At 66.6% G+C, this 24,714-nt stretch carries 14 protein-coding genes and 5 tRNA genes; 15 read left to right on the top strand and 4 right to left on the bottom strand.

Annotation, left to right across the window (positions count from 1 at the left end):
• Window positions 1-29: 29 nt before the first annotated feature.
• The 7 genes from IB223_RS16120 to IB223_RS16090 all read left to right on the top strand — a co-directional run bounded on the left by IB223_RS16120 (window position 30) and on the right by IB223_RS16090 (window position 4,502).
• Window positions 30-1,445 (top strand): hypothetical protein, encoded by a 1,416-nt coding sequence (locus tag IB223_RS16120; RefSeq protein ID WP_192202762.1) that lies wholly within the window; start codon window positions 30-32, stop codon window positions 1,443-1,445.
• Window positions 1,442-3,289, top strand: coding sequence for an excinuclease ABC subunit UvrC (gene uvrC / locus IB223_RS16115; protein ID WP_192202761.1), 1,848 nt, complete (start codon window positions 1,442-1,444; stop codon window positions 3,287-3,289). Before IB223_RS16120 ends, uvrC begins: the two co-directional genes overlap by 4 nt.
• Before the next feature lie 7 nt (window positions 3,290-3,296).
• Complete coding sequence (gene pgsA / locus IB223_RS16110; protein WP_192202760.1) at window positions 3,297-3,944, top strand: CDP-diacylglycerol--glycerol-3-phosphate 3-phosphatidyltransferase; 648 nt, start codon at window positions 3,297-3,299, stop codon at window positions 3,942-3,944.
• Window positions 3,935-4,010, top strand: a tRNA-Gly gene (locus IB223_RS16105). The genes pgsA and IB223_RS16105 overlap by 10 nt, the downstream gene beginning before the upstream one ends.
• A gap of 107 nt (window positions 4,011-4,117) precedes the next feature.
• Window positions 4,118-4,191, top strand: a tRNA-Cys gene (locus IB223_RS16100).
• A 28-nt stretch (window positions 4,192-4,219) separates the two neighbouring features.
• Window positions 4,220-4,295: transfer RNA gene (locus IB223_RS16095), tRNA-Gly, on the top strand.
• 120 nt (window positions 4,296-4,415) lie between these two features.
• Window positions 4,416-4,502 (top strand) — tRNA-Leu (locus tag IB223_RS16090).
• Window positions 4,503-4,518: 16 nt separating this feature from the next.
• Here the strand turns inward: IB223_RS16090 and IB223_RS16085 are convergent.
• Window positions 4,519-4,665, bottom strand: a complete 147-nt coding sequence (locus tag IB223_RS16085; RefSeq protein WP_192202759.1) for a hypothetical protein — start codon at window positions 4,663-4,665, stop codon at window positions 4,519-4,521.
• A gap of 145 nt (window positions 4,666-4,810) precedes the next feature.
• On the opposite strand from IB223_RS16085, the gene IB223_RS16080 reads away from it, so the two are divergent.
• From IB223_RS16080 to pbpC, 5 genes are all read left to right on the top strand, one after another.
• A complete protein-coding gene (locus IB223_RS16080) occupies window positions 4,811-6,433 on the top strand; it encodes an FMN-binding glutamate synthase family protein (protein ID WP_192202758.1) in 1,623 nt (540 codons plus the stop codon).
• Window positions 6,434-6,492: 59 nt separating this feature from the next.
• Window positions 6,493-6,567 (top strand) — tRNA-Val (locus tag IB223_RS16075).
• A gap of 281 nt (window positions 6,568-6,848) precedes the next feature.
• Window positions 6,849-9,536, top strand: a complete 2,688-nt coding sequence (gyrA, locus tag IB223_RS16070) for a DNA gyrase subunit A (protein WP_192202757.1) — start codon at window positions 6,849-6,851, stop codon at window positions 9,534-9,536.
• A 94-nt stretch (window positions 9,537-9,630) separates the two neighbouring features.
• Window positions 9,631-14,574 carry an alpha-2-macroglobulin gene (locus tag IB223_RS16065; RefSeq protein WP_192202756.1) on the top strand — a complete coding sequence of 1,648 codons (4,944 nt, stop codon included), beginning with the start codon at window positions 9,631-9,633 and terminating at the stop codon, window positions 14,572-14,574.
• Window positions 14,575-14,802: 228 nt separating this feature from the next.
• The gene (gene pbpC, locus IB223_RS16060; RefSeq protein ID WP_192202755.1) at window positions 14,803-17,175 is read left to right on the top strand and encodes a penicillin-binding protein 1C; all 2,373 of its coding nucleotides are present in this window, start codon (window positions 14,803-14,805) and stop codon (window positions 17,173-17,175) included.
• A gap of 2 nt (window positions 17,176-17,177) precedes the next feature.
• Here pbpC and IB223_RS16055 read toward each other — a convergent pair whose 3' ends face one another.
• On the bottom strand, window positions 17,178-17,852 hold the full coding sequence (locus IB223_RS16055; RefSeq protein WP_192202754.1) for a hypothetical protein: 675 nt from the start codon (window positions 17,850-17,852) through the stop codon (window positions 17,178-17,180).
• Between the two features lie 78 nt (window positions 17,853-17,930).
• Window positions 17,931-18,410 carry a peroxiredoxin gene (locus tag IB223_RS16050; RefSeq protein WP_192202753.1) on the bottom strand — a complete coding sequence of 160 codons (480 nt, stop codon included), beginning with the start codon at window positions 18,408-18,410 and terminating at the stop codon, window positions 17,931-17,933.
• 148 nt (window positions 18,411-18,558) lie between these two features.
• On the opposite strand from IB223_RS16050, the gene IB223_RS16045 reads away from it, so the two are divergent.
• Both IB223_RS16045 and IB223_RS16040 read left to right on the top strand, forming a co-directional pair.
• Window positions 18,559-18,999 carry an Hsp20/alpha crystallin family protein gene (locus IB223_RS16045; RefSeq protein ID WP_142125015.1) on the top strand — a complete coding sequence of 147 codons (441 nt, stop codon included), beginning with the start codon at window positions 18,559-18,561 and terminating at the stop codon, window positions 18,997-18,999.
• A gap of 149 nt (window positions 19,000-19,148) precedes the next feature.
• A complete protein-coding gene (locus tag IB223_RS16040) occupies window positions 19,149-20,033 on the top strand; it encodes a DnaJ C-terminal domain-containing protein (protein WP_192202752.1) in 885 nt (294 codons plus the stop codon).
• A gap of 309 nt (window positions 20,034-20,342) precedes the next feature.
• On the opposite strand, the gene IB223_RS16035 is transcribed toward IB223_RS16040, so the two are convergent.
• Complete coding sequence (locus IB223_RS16035) at window positions 20,343-22,532, bottom strand: M3 family metallopeptidase (protein WP_192202751.1); 2,190 nt, start codon at window positions 22,530-22,532, stop codon at window positions 20,343-20,345.
• A 144-nt stretch (window positions 22,533-22,676) separates the two neighbouring features.
• On the opposite strand from IB223_RS16035, the gene IB223_RS16030 reads away from it, so the two are divergent.
• Entirely contained in the window at window positions 22,677-24,710 is a 2,034-nt protein-coding gene (locus IB223_RS16030; protein ID WP_192202750.1) for an amidohydrolase family protein, read from the top strand.
• Window positions 24,711-24,714: the final 4 nt, after the last annotated feature.

The following is a 24,714-nucleotide window of genomic DNA, read 5'->3' as shown; positions in this document are numbered from 1 at the left end:
CTTGGGCATAATCAGGGAAGATGACGGACATGACCTTGGCCCCCGAACTGCCGCGTGCCCTGCAATGGCTGAATGCACCAGCGACCACGCTGCACGAACAGCGGGGTCGTATCGTGGCGCTGGCCTTCGTCAACAGCGCCTCGGCCTGGTGCGCGCAGCGGCTCAATGACCTGGCCGTACTGCAGGCCCGCCACCTGGGCCGGCTGCAGGCATTGGCCATCCACGTGCCGCGCTTCGACAGCGAGCGCGACCCGCAAAGCGCCCTCAAACGCTTGCGCCGGCACGGCAACGTGCTGCCGCTCGCGCACGACGCGGACTGGGTGGCGTGGCAGCGCTTCGGGGTGGAATCGTGGCCGACGGTCCTGCTCATCGATGGCGAAGGCCAGGTCCAGCACCGGATCGTGGGTGCGGATGGACTGGCCGAACTGGAGCGGCACATCGCGCGCCTGTGCGATGGATTGCATGTGCCACCGGACGACGACCTGCGGGCGTTCCGCGAGGCTCATCCGGAACCCCGGATGCCGCTGTGTTTCCCTGCCGGACTGGTGGCCACGCCTGATCGCCTGTTCGTCGCCGACAGCGGCCACCACCGCGTGCTGGAGTGCAATCACCTGGGGCGGGTGATCCGGCAGTTCGGCATGGGGACACCCGACCTGGCCGATGGTGAGCTCAACCACGCCGCATTCCGCCGTCCGCAGGGTCTGGCCCTGGTGCGCGAGTCGCTGTACGTGGCGGACACCGGAAACCATGCCCTGCGGCGCATCAATCTGCCCACCAGCACCGTGGATACGCTCTGCGGCAACGGCCGTGCTGGCGAACCGACCGAGGGCGTGGTCGCCGCGCCCCGCAACGTGGCGCTCAACCAGCCGCAGGCGCTGGTGGTGAACAACAACCAGATATTCCTCGCGATGGCGGGCGACAACCGCGTGTGGAGCTACGACTTGGGCACGCGCGAGATCCGCCCGCGGGCCGGCTCCGGGCAACTCGATGTCCGCGATGGCAGCGGGCCGATGGCGGCCTTCGCGCAGCCGGCCGGGCTGGCGGCCGTGCTGCAGACGCTCTACGTCTGCGATGCGGTCGGTTCGGCGGTGCGTTCGATGCAATTGCGTGGCGATATCGTGCAGACGCTGATCGGGCAGGGCGCGTGGACGTTCGGTGCCGAGGATGGCCCCCGTGACCGCGCGCGCCTCCAGCATCCGCAGGCCATCGCACTGAGTCCCGATGCACCGGTCATGTGGATTGCCGACAGCGGCAACGGCAGCCTGCGCACCCTGCGCCTGGGTGGCGGCGAACTGACCACGGTGGCGCTGCCTCGGGCCCTGCAGGGTCCGGCGGGTCTCTCCGTCGCCGCAGGCGCGGTATGGATCGCGGAGACGGATGCACACGCAGTGCTGCGCTACGATATCGCCACCGGCGAATTGAGCCACGTTCCGATCGACGAATGAGCGGCAGTCCCCAGGCGGAATTCGACGGCAAGGCGTTCGCTGCCGGCTTGAGCACGGCGCCCGGCGTGTACCGCATGTACGCCGCAGACGACGCCCTGCTGTACGTCGGCAAGGCCGGCGCGCTGCGCAAGCGCGTCGCCAGCTACTTCAACAGTTCGCCCAAGTCGCCGCGCATTCTTTCGATGCTGTCGCAGGTCGCACGCATGGACGTGACCGTCACCCGCACGGAGGCCGAAGCACTGCTGCTGGAGAACCAGCTGATCAAGTCGCTGACGCCGCGCTACAACGTGCTGCTGCGCGACGACAAGAGCTATCCCTACGTGCTGCTCACGCGCGAGGAATGGCCACGTATCGCATTCCATCGTGGCGCCCGTGCGGTGCCGGGGCGCTATTTCGGCCCGTATCCCAGCGTGGTCGCGGTTCGCGAAACGCTGAACCTGATGCAGAAGCTGTTCCGCATCCGCAACTGCGAGGACAGCGTGTTCCGCAATCGCTCGCGCCCGTGCCTGCAGTACCAGATCGGACGCTGCAGCGGGCCGTGCGTGGGGCTGGTGGAAGAGGCGGACTACGCGGAGTCGGTACGCCGCGCGGCATTGTTCCTGGACGGACGCAGCGACGAACTCACGCGCGAGCTCGGCACGGCGATGGAGCAGGCGAGCGCGGAACTCGAATTCGAGAAGGCGGCCCGCCTGCGCGACCTGGTGGCGTCGATCCGCACACTGCAGGCGCGCCAGTACGTGGATGGGCATGCTGCCGACCTGGACGTACTCGCCTGCGCCATGCAGGGCAGCCACGCCTGCGTGCTGCTGCTGGCCTTCCGCGACGGCCGCAACCTGGGCACGCGCACGTTCTTCCCGAAAACCAACGGCGAGGACAGCGCGGAGGAGGTGCTGGGTGCGTTCGTATCGCAGTACTACGCCGAGCAGCCCGCGCCGCAGGAGATCGTCCTTGATCGCGAGATTCCGGAAGCGGAACTGATCGAGCATGCGCTGGCCTCGGCGGCGGGTCGCAAGGTCCAGTTGAAGTGGAACGTCCGCAGCGAACGCGCCGGCTACCTGGATCTCGCGAAGCGCAACGCCGAAATCGCCCTGGTGACCGAGCTGGGCAGCCGCAACGCCCAGACCGCGCGCAGCGAAGCGCTGAAGGAGCTGCTCGCGCTGCCCGACGTCGCCAAGCGCATCGAATGCTTCGACATCAGCCACACGATGGGCGAAGCCACGGTCGCTTCATGTGTGGTCTTCGATGCCAACGGTGCGGTGCGTTCCCAGTACCGGCGCTACAACATCACCGGCATCACGCCGGGGGATGATTTCGCGGCCATGCACCAGGCCATCGAGCGCCGTTTCCGGCGTGCGGTGGAGGAGGGCGGGGTACTGCCCGATGTCCTGCTCATCGACGGCGGAGCGGGCCAGCTGGCCCAGGCCCAGGCCGCGCTCGCCGACCTGGGCGTGGACGGGGTGGTGCTGGTGGGCGTTGCCAAGGGCGTCGAGCGTCGGGCCGGCCACGAGACGCTGGTGCTGCCTGACGGCCAGGAAATACGGCCAGGCCCCGCGTCGCCGGCGTTGCAACTGATCCAGCAAGTGCGCGACGAGGCGCACCGTTTCGCGATCACCGGTCATCGCGGCAAGCGACAGAAGGCGCGCATGACCAGCAAGCTGGAAGACATTCCCGGCATCGGTCCGCGGCGGCGCGCCAGCCTGCTCAAGCATTTCGGAGGATTGGCGGGCCTCAAGGCCGCCGGTGCCGACGAAATCGCGCGTGTGGAGGGCGTGAATGCCGCACTGGCCGAGCGAATCTACGCTAACCTGCACGGGCTGCCGATGCCCGAGACCGGAACCGAGTAAGCCTGCGATGAAGTTGACCGTCCCCACCTGGCTCACGTTGCTGCGGATCGTGCTGATCCCGGTGCTGGTGCTGGTGTTCTACCTGCCGTATTCGTGGACCAACTTCGCGGCTGCGTTCATCTTCGTCCTGGCGGCGGTCACCGACTGGCTGGATGGCTGGATCGCGCGCCGCTACCACCTGTACTCGGCCTTCGGCGCGTTCCTCGATCCGGTGGCCGACAAGCTGATGGTGGCGGTGTCGCTGTTCCTGATCGTGCAGGACAATCCGACCATGTGGATGGCCATCTGGGCTGCCGTCATCGTCGGCCGCGAGATCGCGGTGTCCGCGTTGCGTGAATGGATGGCCGAACTCGGCCAGCGCGCCACGGTGAAGGTGGCTGCCCTCGGCAAGATCAAGACCATCGTGCAGATGGTGGCGTTGTCCTGCCTGCTGTATGCGTCCACCCCCGGCAAGCAGGTGCTGGGCGACATCTGGATGGGCCGCTGGGTGTTCCTGCTGGGCGACTGGTTGCTCGCCATCGCGGCTCTGCTGACACTGTGGTCGGGCATCCAGTACCTGCTCGCGGCGTGGCCCATCCTGCGCGACGGCGAGGAAAAGAGTGTTGACATGCCGAAACAAGACGCTACAATTTCGACCTTCTCGACGCGGGAATAGCTCAGTTGGTAGAGCACGACCTTGCCAAGGTCGGGGTCGAGGGTTCGAGTCCCTTTTCCCGCTCCAGATTTCGTCCTGAGAAGGATGGTTCCCAAAGCCCCGTTCGCGGGGCTTTGTGTTGCAGGACGCTTGAAAAGGCGTCGTGATTGCGCCAGTCTGGCGCGGTCGCCACCGGCCTGGTGGCAGAGTGGTTATGCAGCGGACTGCAAATCCGCGTACGCCGGTTCAATTCCGACCCAGGCCTCCAAATCCGGGGATCGCCACGATCTCCCAACGCGGGAATAGCTCAGTTGGTAGAGCACGACCTTGCCAAGGTCGGGGTCGAGGGTTCGAGTCCCTTTTCCCGCTCCATATACGCTCCCTGGTGAGCACGGAAGAAGCCCCGCATGCGGGGCTTCTTCTTTTCCGGTCTGTCCATCGGTACGTTCAGGCGCTTTCCAATGCGGCGTGACTGAGGCAGGCTATCCGCATGCCCGGATGGCGAAACTGGTAGACGCATCGGACTTAAAATCCGCCGGCCGCGAGGCCATGCCGGTTCGATTCCGGCTCCGGGCACCATCGCGCCGCTGTCGCCTCAGCGTTGCCGTTTCTTCTCTTCCTCGCGCACCTTGCGGCGCACGAACAGCGCCACGAAGACGCTGATGCCCACCATGATGATGCTGCCGCCGATGGCCAGCCAGCCCACCGGCTCCATCAGGATCTCGCGCAGGATCGGATGCATGTCGTGTTCTCCCCGGTTGTGGTGGCGCCAACGTCGCACCGTGCGTTTCGACCGGCATTGATCCGGATCAACCCTGCGCGGTGGCTGCGGCATGCGGTCGCAGGGCATGGCATAGAATCGTGGCTGGCCCACGGGAGACTGCCGGATGCAGCGTTACCTCGCCTTTGCTGTCTGCGTGTTGCTGGCTGCCGCTTCACTGGCGTTCGCGTCAATGTGGCCGGGAGCGTGGTGGGGTGTCGCGGTGTTCGGCGTGCTGGCACTGCTGGGCACGTGGGACGTGCTGCAGACGCGCAGCACGCTGCGGCGCAACTATCCGGTGCTGGCGCACTTCCGTTACGGGCTGGAATCGGTCGGTCCCGAGATCCGCCAGTACTTCATCGAGGGCGACACGGCGGAAGTGCCGTTCTCGCGCCAGCAGCGCGCACTGGTCTACCAGCGCGCGAAAGGCGTCAGTGACGTGGTGCCGTTCGGCAGCCAGCAGGATGTCTACGGCGTTGACTATGAATGGATCAACCATTCGATGGCGCCGGCGCACGTGGATTCGCATGACTTCCGCGTGGTGATCGGCGCCGGCACCGCGCAACCGTATTCGGCCAGCGTGTTCAATATTTCGGCGATGAGTTTCGGTTCGTTGTCGGCCAATGCCGTGCGCGCGCTGAACGAAGGCGCGCGACGCGGCAATTTCTACCACGACACCGGCGAAGGTTCGATCTCGCCCTACCACCGCGAGAAGGGCGGGGACCTGGTGTGGGAAATCGGCTCGGGCTACTTCGGTTGCCGCGACGGGCAGGGGCGCTTCAGCGAGGCGCGCTTCATCGAGAACGCGCATTCGCCGCAGGTGAAGATGATCGAGCTCAAGCTGTCCCAGGGCGCCAAGCCGGGTCACGGTGGCGTATTGCCGGCGGCCAAGGTCAGTGCGGAGATCTCCGCGACACGCGGGGTGCCGATGGGGCATGACTGCGTCTCGCCGGCGAAGCACTCCGCGTTCTCCACACCGGTCGAGCTGCTGCAGTTCGTCGCCCGCCTGCGCGAACTGTCGGGCGGCAAGCCGACGGGTTTCAAGCTGGCGATCGGCCACCCGTGGGAATGGTTCGGCATCGCCAAGGCCATGCACGAGACGGGGTTGTTGCCGGATTTCATCGTCGTGGACGGTGCGGAAGGCGGTACCGGCGCGGCCCCTGCGGAGTTCATCGACCACGTTGGCGTGCCGATGCACGAGGCGCTGCTGCTGGTGCACAACACGCTGGTCGGGCTGAATCTGCGTGACCGCATACGGATCGGTGCGGCAGGCAAGATCATCAGTGCTTTCGACATCGCCCGCACCATGGCGATGGGTGCGGACTGGTGCAACGCCGCGCGCGGCTTCATGTTCGCGCTGGGCTGCATCCAGTCGCAGAGCTGCCACAACGATCGCTGTCCGACCGGCGTAGCCACACAGGATCCCGCGCGCTGGAAGCACCTGGACGTGGGCGACAAGTCGGTGCGCGTGCAGCAGTTCCACGACAACACCTTGAAGGCGCTGCGCGACATGCTGTGCGCGGCGGGGCTGGAGCATCCCCAGCAGCTGGGGCCGGAGCACATCCTGCGGCGGGTGTCGCCGATCGAAGTGCGGTCGCTGGCGGCGCTGTACCGCTTCCTGGAGCCGGGCGAACTGCTGGACCGCGTGCCGTCCCACGCGGTGTTCCGCGATTTCTGGCCGGAGGCGCGCAGCGACGCCTTCGCGCCGCCCAGGCGGGTCAGTGCGCTGTGCGATACCAAGGATCGCTGAAGGCGGGCGCGTTGACCGGGCGCCCGGTCCGCGCTTATCATTCGCGCCCCGATGATTTCGGGCGGTTAGCTCAGCGGTAGAGCACTGCTTTCACACGGCAGGGGTCACAAGTTCGAAACTTGTACCGCCCACCAGTTCCATCGGAAAAGCCCGGCCTTGGCCGGGCTTTTCCGTTTCCGGTCCGCCACGGTCCGGGCAGTCGTCGCCCCGGTGCTCCCGCGCGCCGGCAGGTGCAGCCATAAGTGCTTGTTTCTCTGGGTGAAACGGTCCGCTGGATGGGGTGTCTGTGATACACTCCGCAGGCTGCAGAACCTGCCGGAATCCCCGCCCGATCCTGCCCCGCCGGACTTGTCCCGGCCGGGAAGGTGTGGGCCCGGATTCGGGCCCGAGACAACCAAAGAAACACGGAACCCGAATGGCCGATACCGCCAAGGAAATCATCCCCGTCAACCTCGAAGACGAGATGCGACGCAGCTATCTCGATTACGCGATGAGCGTGATCGTGGGGCGCGCGCTTCCGGATGTCCGCGACGGTCTCAAGCCTGTCCACCGGCGCGTCCTGTTCGCGATGAACGAACTGGGCAACCACGCCAACAAGCCGCACGTGAAGTCCGCCCGTATCGTCGGTGACGTGATCGGCAAGTACCACCCGCACGGCGACCAGTCGGTCTACGACACGCTGGTGCGCATGGCGCAGCCGTTCTCGCTGCGCTACATGCTGGTCGACGGGCAGGGCAACTTCGGTTCGGTCGACGGCGATTCCGCGGCCGCCATGCGTTACACCGAAGCCCGCATGGCCAAGCTCACCCACGAGCTGCTGGCGGACATCGACAAGGAAACCGTCGATTTCCAGCCCAACTACGACGAGAAGGAACAGGAGCCGACGGTCCTGCCGACGCGCTTCCCGAACCTGCTGGTCAATGGCTCGGCCGGTATCGCGGTGGGCATGGCGACCAACATCCCGCCGCACAACCTGTCGGAAGTGGTCAACGGCCTGATCGCGCTGATCGACAATCCGGAACTGGATGTCGACGGCCTGATGCAGTACATCCCCGGTCCGGATTTCCCCACCGGCGGCATCATCAACGGCACCGCCGGCATCATCGCCGGTTACCGCACCGGCCGCGGCCGCGTGCGCATGCGCGCCAAGGCCGACATCGAGGTCAACGACGACAACGGCCGCGAGTCGATCATCGTCACCGAGATCCCGTACCAGGTGAACAAGGCCCGGCTGATCGAGAAGATCGCCGAGCTGGTCAAGGAAAAGAAGCTCGAGGGCATCAGCGAGCTGCGCGACGAGTCCGACAAGGACGGCATGCGCATCTACATCGAGGTCAAGCGCGGCGAGTCGGCCGAGGTCGTCCTCAACAACCTGTACCTGCAGACGCCAATGGAATCGGTGTTCGGCATCAACATGGTCGCGCTGGTCGATGGCCGTCCGCAGCTGCTCAATCTGAAGCAGATGCTGGAAGCGTTCGTGCGCCACCGTCGCGAAGTGGTGACCCGCCGGACCATCTTCGAACTGCGCAAGGCGCGCAACCGCGCGCACATCCTGGAAGGCCTGACGGTCGCGCTCGCCAACATCGACGAGATGATCGAGCTGATCAAGACGTCGGCCAATCCGCAGGAAGCGCGCGAGCGCATGCTGGCCAAGACCTGGGAGCCGGGCCTGGTCGGCGCGCTGCTGGCGGCCACCGGCGCCGAGGCCTCGCGTCCGGAAGACCTGCCGGCGGCGATCGGTTTCGTCGATGGCCGCTACCAGCTCAGCGAGGCGCAGGCCACGCAGATCCTGGAAATGCGTCTGCACCGCCTGACCGGCCTGGAGCAGGAAAAGCTGACCGAGGAATACCGGCAGTTGCTGGAGGTCATCGCCGGGCTGATCCGCATCCTGGAAAACCCGGACGTGCTGCTGCAGGTGATCCGCGACGAACTGCTGAACGTCAAGGCCGAGTTCGGCGACGAGCGCCGCAGCGAGATCCGCCACAGCGAAGAAGACCTGGACATCCTCGACCTGATCGCGCCGGAAGACATGGTGGTCACGCTGTCGCATGCGGGTTACGCCAAGCGCCAACCGGCCAGTGCCTATCGCGCGCAGAAGCGTGGCGGCCGTGGCCGCAGCGCGGCGGCGACCAAGGAAGAGGATTTCATCGACCAGCTGTGGCTGGTCAATACGCACGACACGCTGCTGACCTTCACCAGCAGCGGCAAGGTGTTCTGGCTGCCGGTGTACCAGTTGCCGGAAGCCGGCTCCAACGCGCGTGGCCGTCCGATCATCAACTGGATCCCGCTGGAAGCAGGCGAGAAGGTGCAGGCGGTGGTGCCGGTGCGCGCCTACGAAGAAGGCCGCTACGTCTTCTTCGCCACCAGGAACGGCACGGTCAAGAAGACCCCGTTGACGGAATTCGCCTTCAAGCTGGCGCGCGGCAAGATCGCGATCAACCTCGACGAAGGGGACGCGCTGGTCGGCGTGGCCCTGACCGATGGCGAGCGCGACGTGATGCTGTTCGCGTCCAACGGCCGTGCCGTGCGCTTCTCCGAGTCGCTGGTCCGCGCGATGGGTCGCACTGCGACCGGCGTGCGTGGCATGCGCCTTGCCGCGGGCGCCGATGCCGAGATCGAGGGTGAGCAGGACGAGGGAGAGGCGGGCGATGCCGATGGCGTGCCAGCGTTGCCCGAGGCCGGCTCCGAGGTCGTCAGCCTGGTCGTGGTCGATGGCGAAGGCGATATCCTGACCGCCAGCGAGCGCGGCTATGGCAAGCGCACCCCGGTGGCCGACTACCCGCGCAAGGGGCGTGGTACCCGCGGCGTGATTGCGCTGAAGACCACCGAGCGCAACGGCCGCCTGGTCGGTGCCATCCAGCTGTCCGACCACCACGAAGTCCTGCTGATCTCCGATGGTGGCACGCTGGTGCGTACCCGTGCGGCGGAAATCTCGCAGGTCGGACGCAATACCCAGGGCGTTACCCTGATCCGCCTGTCCGATGGCGAGACGTTGCAGGCGGTAGAACGCCTGGATGCCTCGCTCGAGGAGGATGAGGTCATCGAAGGCGTCGGCATCACACCTGCCGCGCCGGACGCCACCGAGGCGCCGCCGGAAGCATGATCCGGCGGTGAGTCATGGAGACGCGCGGCATTGACCCCGCCGTCTCCATTCCCGCGTTCTATACTGCCTGTACGACCAAGGCAGGGAATGGCACATGGGATCGCTCTATCGGAACAGGACGAACGCGCGCGGCCACTGGGTGCGCGCGTTTTTTGTTGTCTTGCTGGCGGCAGCGGCATTGGCCGGCTGCAAGCGCAACGAGACCGGGCAACTTCCCGACATCAGTGGCGAACCCATCAAGGCGAAGGCCGAGAAGGTGGAAGGCTTCGCGCTGGTCGGTGCGTATCCCGACCAGCATGACGGTGACCTGGCCATCGCGCTGGAGTTCAGCCGGCCGCTGGTGAGCTCGCAGGATTTCGACACGCTGCTGGTGGTGAAGGACGCCAACGGCGCGGCCGTCAAGGGCAGCTGGGTGCTGGACGACAAGGGCCTCGTCCTGCGCTTCCCCTCGGTGGAAGCCGCGAAGGACTACGAGGTCACGCTGAAAGCGGGTCTTTCCGCCGCGGACGGCACGCGACTTGGCAAGGACGACACGCGCAAGGTGCATACCGGTGAACTCGACCCGGCGGTGGGCTTCGCCTCGCAGGGCAGCGTGTTGCCGGCACGCGAGAGTCGCGGCTTGCCGGTGGTGTCGATCAACGTGCCGGAAGTGGACGTGGAGTTCCTCCGGGTCAGCGAGAAGCAGCTGCCCAAGTTCTTCGCCGAGTACCAGCGCGGCGGTCGCCGTGGCAGCTGGGACCTGGACAGCGACTACGGCGACAGCACGCCGCTGGGCCAGCTGGCCGAACCGGTCTATCTCAACCGCTTCGTGCTGGGCGGCAAGCCCAACGAGCGCGTGCTGACCTACCTGCCGATCCAGGACATCCGCGAACTGCAGGATCCGGGCCTCTACTTCGCGGTGATGAAGCGTACCGGCAAGTTCGCGGGCGAGTTCGAGACCGCCTTCTTCACCGTCAGCGACATCGGCCTGCACACGCGCGCCTACAAGGACAAGCTGTTCGTCCACACCGCGTCGCTGCAGGACGGCACCGCCACGGGCAGCGTCGAATTGAAGGTGCTGGATGCGCGTGGCGAAAGCATCCTGGCCGGCAAGACCGACGGCAATGGCAATGCACTGCTGAACTACACGCTGGACGCCGGACACGTGCTGGTCGCCACGCGCGGCAAGGACGTGTCGATGCTGCCGTTCAACCAGCCGGCGCTCGACCTGTCGGAGTTCGCCGTCGCCGGGCGCGAACAGGCGTGGTTCGACGTGTTCGCGTGGTCCGGGCGCGACCTGTACCGCCCCGGTGAAACGGTGCGGATCTCCGCGCTGCTGCGCGACAACGACGGCAAGCCCGTGCCTGCGCCGAAGCAGGGGGGCGGACAATCCGTGTTCCTGCGCCTGAAACAGCCGGACGGCAAGGTGTTCCGCGAGACGCGCCTGCAGCCGGGTGCGCAGGGCTACTTCAACTTCGAGCAAGTGATCCCGGTGGAAGCGCCGACCGGGCGCTGGCAGGTCGAGTTCCGCACCGACCCGGCCAGCAAGGAAGCCGTGCAGGGCATGACGCTGCGCATCGAGGAGTTCCTGCCCGAGCGCATGAAGCTGGACCTGGACACCGCGCAGTCCGTGCTGAAGCCGGGAGAGCCGTTCAAGCTGAAGGCGACGGCCGCCTACCTGTACGGGGCGCCAGCCAGCGGCAACCGTTTCACCGCCAAGCTGGCGGTGGCGGTGGAACAGCACCCGCTGGAGCAATTGCCCGGTTACTTCTTTGGCGACCCGACGCTGGAACTGCCGAAAGAAGCCAAGGACGTCATCGATACCACGCTGCCCGAGAGCGGCGTGGTGCAGGAAGACATCGCATTGCCGGCCGAGGCCAAGCCTCGCAGCACCATCGCCGCCATCGTATCCGGCAGCGTGTACGAGACCGGTGGTCGCACGGTGAACCGCACGCTCAAGCGCGTGCTGTGGCCGGCCAACGCACTGGTCGGCATCCGCCCGTTGTTCGACGACAAGGACGGCGCCGATGCCAACGCTAATGCGGGCTTCGAACTCGTGCGCGTGGATGCCGCCGGCAAGCCGCAGCCCGGCAAGGGCCTGAAGGCGACGTTGGTTCGCGAGCTGCGCGACTACCACTGGAACTACGATGAGGATGGCGGCTGGGACTACGACTTCACCCGTCGGTTCGAGAACAAGGACACGCGCACGCTGGACGTGGGCACGGGCGCGTCGAAGATCGATTTCCCGGTGGAGTGGGGCGAGTACCGGCTGGACGTGTTCGATCCGGCGACAGGCCTGACCACGCGCTATCCGTTCCGTGCCGGCTGGAGTTGGGACGACCAGAACCGCGGTCTGGATGCGCGCCCCGACAAGGTCAAGCTGGCGCTGGACAAGACCGGTTACAAGGTCGGCGATACGCTGCAGGTCACCATCACCCCGCCGCACGCGGGCAAGGGCCTGCTGATGGTGGAGAGCGACCGCATGCTGTACGTGCAGGCGATCGACGCCAAGCCGGGCAGCACGTTCTCCATCCCGGTGACCAAGGACTGGGAGCGGCACGACGTCTACGTCACCGCACTGGTGTTCCGTGGCGGCTCCGCGCCGAGCAAGATCACGCCCGCCCGCGCGGTCGGCGTGGCGCACGTACCGATGGACCGCCGTGACCGTCGCGTGGCGGTCGGCCTGTCGGTGCCGAAACAGATGCGCCCCGAGCATAACCTGCCGGTAACGGTCAGTGTTCCCGAGCTCGCGGGACAGGCCGCGCACGTCACCGTGTCGGCGGTGGATGTCGGCATCCTCAACATCACCCGCTTCCCCGTGCCCGACGCGAACGCGCAGTTCTTCGCCCAGCGCCGCTTCGGCGTGGACGCCTATGACATCTACGGCCGCGTGATCGAGAGCTTCGAAGGCGGCAGTGCGAAGATGCGGTTCGGTGGCGACATGGCGCTGGCGGCCTTGCCGCAGGCCAAGCGGCCGACCTCGCGCGTGCAGACCGTGGACCTGTTCTCCGGTCCGGTGAAGCTGGACGGCAAGGGAAATGCACGCATCGCGCTGAAGGTGCCGGACTTCAACGGCACGCTGCGCGTGTCGGCGCTGGTCTACTCGGACACGCGCTACGGCAACCGCGACCGCGAGACCGTGGTGCGCGCGCCGATCGTGGCCGAGGCCAGCCTGCCGCGCGTGCTGGCGCCGGGCGACAGGAGCACGGTGACGCTGGATGTGCAGAACTTCACCGGCAAGGCGGGCGCGTTCAAGGTGCTGGTGAACGGCGAGGGCCCGCTCGACATCGGCGAAGGCAGCAAGAACGCCGACCTGCCGGTGGACGCCAAGCGTACGCTGACGTTCCCGATCACCGCGGGTGAGGGCTACACCACGGCGCAGGTGCGCGTGCGCGTGGAAGGCAATGGCTTCAAGGTCGACCGCCGCTACGACGTGCCGGTGCGTGCCGGTTGGCCGGCGGTGCTGCGCTCGCGCACGCAGGTGCTGGACAGCCTGGGGCCGGTGGAAATGGGCGCGGGCTTCGCGGATGGACTGATGCCCGGCTCGGTCACCGCGCGCATGACGGTCAGTGCGCTGCCCCCGATTCCGTTCGCCAGTGCGTTGAAGGGCGCACTGGAGTACCCGTACGGCTGCGCCGAGCAGACCACCAGCAAGGGCTATGCCGCGCTGGAACTGGATGATGCGACGGCCAGGCTGCTGGGCATCGATGGGCTGGAGGCGAAGAAGCGCCGCGAGCGCATGGAGGGCGCCTTCGGGCGGTTGGCGTCGATGCAGGTGGCGAACGGCCACTTCTCGATGTGGGGCGACGACGACTACGTCAACCCGGGCCTGACGCCCTACATCGCCGAGTTCCTGCTGGATGCGCGCGAAGGCGGCTTCGCGGTCCCGGATGCGGTGCTGCAGAAGGCGCTGGCGCGCCTCAACGAAGACCTGCTGGCCGGTGGCGCGCAGTTCTACGGCTACGACCGGCGCGATCACCTCAAGTTCGCCAATCAGGCCTATGCAGGCTATGTGCTGGCACGCGTGAACCGGGCGCCGTTGGGTACGCTGCGTGCGTTGTACGACAACGAGCGCGGCAAGAGCCTGACCGGCCTGCCGTTGGTGCACCTGGGTATCGCGTTGTCGCTGCAGGGCGACAAGAACCGTGGCGCCAAGGCGATCACCGAAGGGTTCGCCAAGACGGGTGACCGCCCGGAATACCTGGGCGACTACGGGACGAAACTGCGCGACGACGCCTTGATGATCGCGCTGGTACACGAGCGCAAGCTGGCCAAGCCGGAGTTCGACCGTCGCGCCATCTCGCTGGGACGCGAACTGGACGCGCGCCGCAACAGTGGCTGGCTGTGGTTGAGCACCCAGGAGCAGGTGGCGCTGGCAAGGCTGGGCAAGGCGTTGATGGTCGACCAGAAGAAACTGGTCTCGGGCCAATGGAGCATCGGCGGCGACGCGCAGGCGGTGGCGCCCGTGCGCCTGTTCGGGCGCAGCGTGGACCATGCCGCGCTGGCGCGTGGCGTGCGTTTCGTACCCGAGGGTTCGCCGCCGCTGTACGCATCGCTCGACGTGGCCGGCATCCCGCGCAGTGCGCCAGCGCCGGACAACCGCCAGATCGGCATCGAGCGTCGCTACTACACGACCGATGGAAAGGAATGGAAAGGCGGCACGCTGAAGGAGGGCGAAGCCTTGATCGTGCGCGTCGGCATCACCGCCAATGTCGCCATGCCGGATGCATTGTTCACCGACCTGTTGCCGGCGGGGCTGGAGATCGAGAACTTCAACCTCGGCGATGCCAAGCAATGGGCCGAAGTGGTGGTGGATGGCATCTCGATCAGCGACCGTGGTGGCGCGGCCGACGTGAAGCACGAGGAGTTCCGCGACGACCGCTACGTGGCCGCACTGAAACTGGACCGCGGCGACACCGCCAAGGTGTTCTACCTGGTGCGTGCGGTGACGCCGGGCACGTACACCGTGCCGCCCTCGCTGGTGGAGGACATGTACCGTCCGGACATCCGCGGTGTCGGCAAGGCGTCGCCGGCGACGATCACGGTGGTGCAGCCGTAGCGCGGACGGTCTTCTTTCGTCATCCCGGCGCTAGCCGGGATTCCTCCTGGTCTTCAGCCGCTTCCGGTCAATGACGCTGCGGACCGGTACCAAAAAGGATTCCAGTATGCGCTGGAATGACGGGGTTGGAGTTGGCGAGAAGTTTCCCGGACGTCATCCCGGCGAACGCCGGGATCCATCTTGATCTTCAGCCATCTACGGCCAATGACACAGCGGATCAAAAGCGAAATGGATTCCAGCATGCGCTGGAATGACGAAGGTCGGAAACGACGGTGGTTATCCCGCCTGCGATGGTCGACGGTGGTCCTGCTCGTCGCGCTGCTGGCGGCGGATCTTGCATTCCCGCCGCCGCTGCCAAAGACCCGTGACACCAGCACGCTGGTCGTCGCACGCGACGGCACGCCGCTGCGCGCCTTCGCCGATCGCGACGGCGTCTGGCGCTATCCCGCATCACCCGACACGGTATCGCCGCTCTACCTGCAGGCGCTGTTGAGCTACGAAGACCGCTGGTTCTGGAAGCATCCCGGCATCAATCCGTGGGCGCTGGTGCGTGCGGCGGGGCAATTCGTCCGCCACGGGCGTGTCGTGTCCGGCGGCTCCACGCTGACCATGCAGGTCGCGCGCATGCTGGACCGGCATTCGCGCACGCCATGGGGCAAGGCCAAGCAGATGCTGCGCGCGCTGCAACTGGAAGCGCACCTGTCCAAGCGCGAGATCCTGACGCTCTACCTCGAGCGTGCGCCGTTCGGAGGCACCATCGAAGGCGTGGATGCGGCGAGCTGGGCCTACCTAGGCAAGCCTGCAGCACGGCTTTCGCATGCCGAGGCGGCACTGCTCGCGGTGCTACCGCAGTCGCCCAGCCGCCTGCGCCCGGATCGCCATCCTGAGGCGGCACGGGTGGCACGCGACAAGGTGCTGCAGCGCATGGCCGATCTCGGCGTCTGGTCGAAGGCCGAGGTCGATGATGCGCGTGTCGAGCCCGTCGTCGCCCGTAGCCTGCAGGCGCCGTTGAGCGCCGCACTGCTGGCCGAACGTCTGCGCCGCCAGCAACCGCGAGCATCGCGCATTACATCCACCCTCGATGCCGGCCTGCAGCGCACACTGGAAGAGCGTGTGCAGAGCTACTTCTCCACGCTGCCTGCACGGACATCCGCGGCGCTGCTGGTGATCGACAACGCCACGATGGAAGCCCGCGCGTATGTCGGCTCGGTGGCGTTCGGTGACCGCGAACGGCTGGGACATGTCGACATGGTGCAGGCATGGCGTTCGCCCGGTTCGACACTGAAGCCGTTCCTGTACGGCCTGGCGTTGGACGACGGACTGATCCATTCCGAGAGCCTGCTGATCGACGCGCCGCAGTCCTTCGGTGGCTACCGACCCGGCAACTTCGACGCGGCCTTCAATGGACCCGTCGGCGCCGCTGATGCGCTGCGCCTGTCGCTCAACGTGCCGGCAGTGGACCTGCTGGACCGCGTCGGACCGGCGCGTTTCTCAGCGCGTCTGGCGAACAATGGTCTCGTGCTGCGCTATCCGCGTGGTGCGCAGCCCAACCTGTCGCTGATCCTCGGCGGCACCGGTGCGCGCCTGGAGGATCTGGTGGGCGCATACGCAGGATTGAACCGTGGCGGACTGTCGGGCCGCGTGCGTTACACCGCAGAGGACCCAGCCTCCGATCGTCGCCTGCTGTCGCCCGGCGCGGCATGGATCATTCGCGAAGTACTGGAGGCGCATCCGCGTCCCGGTTACGGCAGTGGCGTGCTCGACACCGCGAACCGCCCGCGAGTGGCGTGGAAAACCGGCACCAGCTATGGCTTCCGCGATGCGTGGGCGCTCGGCAGCACCCGTCGCCATACCGTCGGGGTGTGGGTGGGCAGGCCCGACGGCACGCCACTGCCTGGCCAGTACGGCGCGGTCACCGCGCTCCCGTTGATGTTCGAAGTGATCGACAGCCTGCCGCGTGCGCAGGGCGATGCGGGTCCGATGCCGCCACCTGCCGACGTGGCCGAACAGGAGGTCTGCTGGCCGCTGGGCACGCAGGCAGAAGCCGAGTCGCCGCAGCTCTGCCAGCGCAGGCGCGATGCGTGGACGCTGGGTGGCAATGTGCCGCCCACGTTCGCCGAACGCGACGCACGCCTGTGGAGTGCCGGCCGCGAGCGCTTCGAGGTGGATGCGCGGACCGGGCTGCGTCTCTCGGGCGAGTGCGCACGCACGCACGACGCGCGCAGCACGGAGATCGCGCGCTGGCCTGCATTGGCGTCGCCTTGGCTGCCTGCGCGCGAGCGGACGGCGTCGCGGCTGCCGCCGTTGTCGCAAGACTGCCAGCCCGACGGCCGCGATGCGGTTGAGGAACTGCGCATCGACGGCTTGAATGACCTCGCCACGCTGGCGCGTGCGCCGGGCAGTGAGCATGGCATCCGGCTGCAGTTGCGCGCACTGGGCACCGACACCGGCGTGCAGTGGCTGCTCGACGGTCGTTGGATCGCGGAGACTCGGGGCGCGCAGGCGTTCCAGCATGATTTCACCGAAACGGGCGAACACCAGCTCACCGCGCTGGCTGACAACGGTGCATGGGCGCGGGCGCGATTCAACGTGTTGCGTTGAGGTCATTGGAAATGAGCAAGAAACTCACCCAGCGACGTGGCATCAGGTACCAGCAGGTTCATCAGGGCGCCGGCGACGAGCAAGGATAGCGTGGCTGCCACGAATGGCTTCCCCGTATGTCGCAGCGTGGTAGAGATCCAATGATCGTCGGTGGACGGACGCTTCAGGCGTCGGTAGAGGCCGGCGGAAAGGACCGCGTCCAGCGCGAGTTCCGCCAGCAGTGTGGGCGCAATCCAGATCACCCAGCCCACCGCGAGCAGCGCGCCGCCCAGCAACACCATCACGAACACGACCGGCAGGGCCTCGTCGGCATCGAGAGTGTTGTCGAGCGACGGAAGCTCGGCCGAGGTCGGGATTGGACCGAAGGAAGCGGACGATGCATGCATTGCCGGGGCATCGAACGATGCGCTGGCGCCGCCGCCGCCGGAACTGCCGCCGCCGCCCTGCCAATCATGCTTTCCGGACGACGACGATGGTGAAGCGCCGTCACCGGAGGGCAAGCCGCTCAGATCCCATTCGCGATGGCGGCGCCAGGCCCAGATCAAACCGAGGAACGTGCAGTACGCGAGCAGCACGCATACCGGGTAACGCAACCAGAGCGCATCCATGCCGATCGCGGAGAGCACCACGGACGCGAGGAAGCCGGTGGCGGCGGTCAGCAGCACCAGCAGGCTCATCTGCAGCCGCGGCACGCTGACCTGTGCCGCGACCAACGCCCTTAGTGCGTCGTTGGAGCGGTCACGACGCCGCATCCGTCAGCCGATGTGTTCCAGCACATGCTCCGCGCCGGAGACCTTGTACTCGCCGGGCGCTTCCACGAACACGTTCTTCACCACGCCGTCTTCCACATACAGTGCGAAGCGCTTGGCGCGGATGCCCATGCCGTAGGCGCTGGCGTCCATCTCCAGGCCCAGTGCCTTGGCCAGGTCGGCATTGCCGTCGGCGAGCATCTGCAGGCCATCCGGCACGTGCTGGGTCTTGCCCCAGGCCTGCATGACGAAGGGATCGTTGACCGACACGCAGAAGACCTCGATGCCGCGGCTGCGGAAGTCGTCGAAGTGCTGCACGTAGCTGGGCAGGTGCTTCTCCGAGCAGGTCGGGGTGAACGCGCCGGGGACAGCGAACAGCACGGCCTTGCGGCCATCGAACAGGGTGACGGTGTCGACCGTCTCCACGCCCTCGCGGATCCGCTTGAGGGTCACTTCGGGAATGCGCTCGCCAACCTGGATGCTCATGGGAATGCCTTGTGTGGAGGAAAACTGAATGCAGTTTAGCGTGTCGGTGTGGTGTGGCCGTGACGGTCTTGAAATGACCGGGCAAGCGCCTATTTCCGGGACATCGGCGCCCGGCAGGACCGGCGCCACTTCCAGAGGAGCTACCGACATGAGCATCGTGCAGTACAACCCTTGGGGCAATGCCCGCGGCCTGCAGGACGAGATCAAGCAGGTCTTCGACCGTTTCCTGGGCGAGGCCGACGCCGACCAGTCCAACGTGGTGACCAGCCAGTGGGCGCCGCGCGTGGACATCCGCGAGGACAACGACCGTTTCGTGATCCTGGCCGACATTCCGGGCGTGGATCCCAAGGACATCGAGATCCACATGGACAAGGGCATCCTGACCCTGCGGGGCGAACGGGTGTCGGAAAAGGAAGAGGGGGCGCGTTATTCCCGCATGGAACGCGTCCACGGCACCTTCTACCGCCGCTTCTCGCTGCCGGACAGCGCCAACGCCGATGGCATCACCGCCACCGGCAGGCATGGCGTCCTGCAGATCGATATCCCCAAGAAGCCTGAAACCACGCCACGCCGCATCCAGGTGCAGTAAGCCGTGCCGCGGCCCCGCCGGGCGACACGGCGGGGCCGCGGGCGGAGCGATAGAATCGGCCCGTGGCGCCCGCGTCGCGGGCCTTTTCTTTTTTCCGGATGCCTCCCCGCCATGGTGGACGGCATCCCGCGTGATCGTGCGGAGATTCCATGCAGTTCAAGGACTATTACGCGGTACTGGGCGTCGAGCCCACGGCCGGCGACGCCGAGATCAAGACGGCGTACCGTCGTTTGGCCCGCAAGTACCACCCTGACGTCAGCAAGGAGCCCGGTGCCGAGGATCAGTTCAAGGCCGTCAACGAAGCGTACGAAGCCTTGCGTGATCCGCAGAAGCGGGCAGCCTACGACCAGCTGCGCGCGCGCGGCTATCGGCCCGGAGAGGAGTTCCGCCCGCCGCCTGATTTCGGGCGCGGCGGGCCGGGATCGCAGGACTTCGATTACGAGGAGATCTTCGGTGGTGCGGGCGGTGGCACTGGCGGGTTCAGTGATTTCTTCGAGGGGTTGTTTGGCAGGCGCGCCCGCGCGGAGCAGGCGCAGTCGCGCGGACCGCAGCCAATGCGGGATTCGCGCGCGAAGCTGTCGGTGCCGTTGCAGGCGGTGCATGACGGCGGCAGCGTGCGGGTGAACGTCAACGGGCGGCAGCTCGATGTCCGCGTGCCGACGGGGGTGAAGCCGGGGCAGGTGATCCGGCTCGCCGGGCAGGGTACGCAAGGCGGAAACCTGCTGCTGGAAGTGGAGTACGCGCCGCACCCGCAGTTCGAGGTGGACGGCCGCAACATCATCCATGTGCTGTCGTTGACGCCCTGGCAAGCGGCGCTCGGCGCAACCGTCAGCGTCCCCACGCTGGGTGGCGCAGTGGACCTGAAGATCCCGGCGGACTCGGATTCCGGCCGCAAGCTGCGCCTGCGCGGGCGCGGCCTGCCCGGCACGCCACCCGGTGACCAGATCGTGGAACTGGAGATCACGGCGCCGCGTGCGGAGACCGATGAGCAGCGCCAGGCCTATGCGGCGCTGGGCAAGGCCTTCGACGCCTGATCCCATCCGCGAAACGTAGGGTGCGCCCTGGCGTGCCACGCTCTCGATCAACCTTCAAGGCATCGAGGGCGCCGTGATGGTGCGCCAGGGCATACCCGATGTTCGGCAGTGCGGAGTGGCGAAATTTTCGCCGCCCGTCTTGACATGTCCGCCGCACAAGGCGGCCAGAGGGTTATCCACAGTTTCGTGCAGGTTCCATCCACACGCATTGTGGAAAACCCTGCGCGTCACCCGTGGATTCCAGCCCCCTGAAAGCACCACGCCACCCGAAGGTGGCGTGGGAAACATCATGCAACCTGGCAGGTCCGCTTACTTGACCTGCTTGGCCGCCGGCGCAGTGCTGGCGGGTGCCGTCAGGCCGCGCTTTTCCAGCAAGGGCTCGATCCTGGGATCGTGGCCGGCGAAGTCGCGGAACAGCTTCATCGCATCCTGGCTGCCGCCCTGCGACAGCAGCGTCTTGCGGAAGTGGTCGCCGTTCTCGCGCTTCAGACCACCGTTGTTCTTGAACCATTCCACGCTGTTGGCGTCCAGCACTTCCGACCAGATGTAGGCGTAGTAGCCGGCCGAGTAGCCGCCCATGATGTGGCTGAAGTACGGGGTCTTGTAGCGCGGCGGCACCGGCTTGTAGTTGATGCCGTCGGCGGTCAGTGCGGCGGCCTCGAACTTCATCACGCCGGCGGCGTCCGGCACCTGGTCGGCGGTGATCTGGTGCCAGCGCTGGTCCAGCATCGCGGCGCCCAGGTACTCGGTGGTGGCGAAGCCCTGGTTGAACTTGGACGCAGCAATCACCTTGTCCAGCAGTGCCTGCGGCATCGCCTCGCCGGTCTTGTGGTGCTTGGCATAGTTGGCCAGGATCGACGGCCAGTCGGCCCACATCTCGTTGACCTGCGACGGGTACTCCACGAAATCGCGCGGCACGCTGGTACCGCTGAAGTACGGATACTTCACGTCGGAGAACATGCCGTGCAGCGCATGGCCGAACTCGTGGAACGTGGTGGTGACTTCATCCCACGTCATCAGCGTCGGCTCGCCGGCCGGCGGCTTCGGTACGTTCAGGTGGTTGGCGACCACCGGCTTGTCGCCGGTCAGGCCGGACTGCGACACGTACGAGTTCATCCACGCGCCGCCGCGCTTGGAGTCGCGCGCATACGGGTCGAAGATGAAGATCGCCAGCTGCGAACCGTCGGCGTTGAACACGTCGTAGGTCCAGGTGTCGGCGTGGTACTTCGGCAGGTCGGTGCGTTCCTTGAACGTCAGGCCGTACAGCTGCGTCGCGGCGTAGAACACGCCGTTTTCCAGCACGTTCTTCATCTCGAAGTACGGCTTGAGCTGCGACTCGTCGAAGTTGTACTTCGCCGCGCGTACCTTCTCGGTGTAGAACGCCCAGTCCCACGGCTCAAGCGCGAAGGTCGGCTCGCCCTTGGCCTTCTGCTCCTGGTCGATCATCGCCTGCAGGTCGGCGGCCTCGCGCTTGGCGTTGGCCACGGCGGCCGGCGCCAGCTTGCCCAGCATCGCATTGACGGCTTCCGGCGTGCGCGCGGTCTGGTCTTCCAGGCCGTACGCGGCGTGGTTGGGGTAGCCCAGCAGTTTCGCGCGGTCGGCGCGCAGCTTCATGATGCGCGAGACCAGCGCGGTGGTGTCGAACTCGCCGCCGCGGCTGCCGCGCACGACCGACGCCTCGTGCAGGCGCTGGCGCAGGGCGCGGTTGGTCAGCTGCGACTCCGGCGGCTGGCCCGTGGTGTTGAGCAGGGTCAGGACGTACTTGCCCTCGAGGCCACGCTTCTTGGCGGCTTCGGCAGCGGTGGCGATCTGGCCATCGGTCAGGCCGGCGAGTTGCTTCACGTCGTCAACGACGACGGCCGAGGCGTTGACTTCCTTCAGCACGTTGTCGCTGAAGGTGGTGCCCAGCGACGCCAGTTCACCGTTCATTTTCTTCAGCGTCGCCTTGTCGGCGTCGTTGAGGTTGGCGCCGGAGCGCACGAAGCTGGTGTGGTAGCGCTCGATCAGGCGCACGCCCTGCGCGTCCAGGCCCAGGTCGTTGCGCTTGTCGAACAGCGCCTTGATGCGGGCGAACAGCTTCGGATTCAGGCTGATGGCGTCGCCATGCGCGGCGAATTTCGCCGAGTAATCGGCGCGCAGCTTGTTGCGCGCATCGTTGGTGTCGGTGCCCACCAGGTTGAAGAACACGGTGGTGGCGCGGTCCAGCACCTGGCCGGATTTCTCCATCGCGATGATGGTGTTCTCGAAGGTGGGCGCGGCCGGGTCGTTGGCAATGGCGTCCATCTCCTTCAGCTGCTCGGCCATGCCGGCGTCGAAGGCGGGGGCGAAGTCGCTGTCCTTGATCTTGTCGAACTGCGGGTAATGCAGCGGCAGCGGGCTTTCGGCGAAGAAGGGATTGGCGACCTGGGCGGTCTGGGTGGCCGGGGTGGCGGCCTGGCTGTAGGCGGGCATGGCGAGTCCGAGGGTCGCGGCGAGCGCGATGGCGAGGCGGGTGGTCATGTAGCGCAACGTCCTGACAGAGTGGATTCCCAAGGGTAACCCAGGGGGGCGGACCGGACCCATGACGAAAGGCATGGGCGACGGACCCGGCGGGGCCTCAATCTGCGGGAGAATCGCATCGTGCGTCCCTAGCCGGAGAGTCCTGTGAAGCCTGTCCTTGCGTTCTGCTGTGCGCTGCTGCTGGCCCCGTCGGCGCTGGCCGCCGAGACCCTGAAGTACATCGCGCTGGTCGATGGTGGCAAGAAGGCCGGGGAACAGACCGTGACGGTCGGAAATGACGGCGTCACCCGGGTGGACTTCATCTTCAAGGACAACGGGCGCGGACCGGAGCTGAAGGAAGAGTACCGGCTCGCGGCCGACGGTACGTTCGAGCGTTACCAGGTGAAAGGCGTATCCACGTTCGGTGCGCCGGTGGACGAGACGTTCACCCGTGACGGCGACCGTGGCCAATGGAAGAGCACCTCCGACGCAGGCACGCATAGCTTCACCGGCACGGCGCTGTACACGCCGCTCGGCGGCACGCCGGCCACGACGTCGGTGGCACTGGCGGCGCTGGCCAGGCAGGCGGATGGGAAGTTGCCGCTGGTTCCCAGCGGCACGCTGACGCAACGCAAGCTCGCGTCGATGGACATCCGCACTGGCACGCAGTCGCGCACGGTCGACCTGCTGGCGCTGACCGGCATCGGCTTCACGCCGAGCTTCGTATGGGTAACGCGTGATGCCGAGCCGCGCTTGTTCGCTTACATCTACCCGGGCTTCCTGCAGCTCATCGAAGACGGCTGGCAGGGCACGGCCGACACGCTGGAAGCCCGCCAGAAGATCGCCGAGCGCGAGGCACTGGTGGCACTGCAGCAGCGCCTGGCGCATCCGTTGCCGGGTACCACGCTCATCCGGAATGCGCGCGTCTTCGACAGCGAAAAGGCCGTGCTCGGTGCTTCCTCCGACGTGGTCGTGCGCGATGGCAGGATCGTGTCGGTGTCGCCGGCCGGACAGGTGACGGTGGAGGCGCAACAGGTCGTCGACGCCGGCAACCACGTGCTGCTGCCGGGGCTTTACGACATGCATGTGCACGCCGGCAGCTGGGAAGGCGGCCTGCACCTGGCGGCGGGCGTCACCAGCGCACGTGACATGGGCAACGACAACGCGACGCTGCAACAGCTGATGGCCGAGGAGAAGGCCGGCACGCTGATGCATCCGCGCGTGATTCCCGCCGGCTACATCGAAGGCCAGAGCCCGCATTCCTCGCAGGGCGGCTTCGTGGTGAAGGACCTGCCCGGCGCGAAACAGGCGATCGACTGGTACGCCGACCATGGTTACCCGCAGATCAAGATCTACAATTCCTTCCCGAAAGAGATCCTGCGCGACACCGCCGCCTACGCTCACCAGCGCGGCATCCGCGTCAGCGGCCACGTGCCTGCCTTCATGCGGGCGCAGGACGTGGTGGAACAGGGCTATGACGAGATCCAGCACATCAACCAGGTGATGCTGAACTTCTTCGTCACCCCCGAAACCGACACGCGCACGCTGGCGCGTTTCTACCTGGTCGCCGACAAGACCGATGGGCTGGATTTCGACAGCAAGCCGGTACAGGACTTCATCGCCGAACTGGCGAAGAAGCAGGTCGTCGTCGATCCGACGCTGGCGACGTTCGAGTTCCTGCACCAGCGCGAGGGCCAATTGTCGCCGATCGTCGCCGATGTGGCCGACCACCTCCCGCCGGACGTGCAACGCGGTCGCCGCGCTGCGGAACTGAACATTCCTGACGACGTCACCGGTGCCCGCTACAAGCGCAGCTTCGACAAGCTGGTCGACTTCACCGGGCGCATGTATCGCGCAGGTGTCCCGCTGGTCGCGGGCACGGACGAACTGCCCGGCTTCACCCTGCAGCGCGAGCTGGAACTGTATGTGCAGGCGGGGCTGACGCCCTCGCAGGTGCTGCAGGTGGCGACCTGGAACGGCGCGAAGTACAGCCGCACGCTGGACGACGCCGGCTCCATCGCGCCCGGCAAGCGCGCCGATCTGGTGCTGGTGGATGGCGACCCGACGGAGAACATCAGCGACATCCGCAAGCTCGCGCTGGTGATCAAGGACGGGCGTGCGTACTACCCGGCCGAGATCCACGAAGCGCTGGGGATCAGGCCGTTTGCGCCTGCACTGAAAGTGCAATCTGTTCGCTGACCCA

Source organism: Pseudoxanthomonas sp. PXM03 (assembly GCF_014852005.1).
GTDB lineage: Bacteria > Pseudomonadota > Gammaproteobacteria > Xanthomonadales > Xanthomonadaceae > Pseudoxanthomonas_A.
Note: the sequence above shows the minus strand (reverse complement) of the source record. Positions and strands in the feature narration are given on the sequence as shown.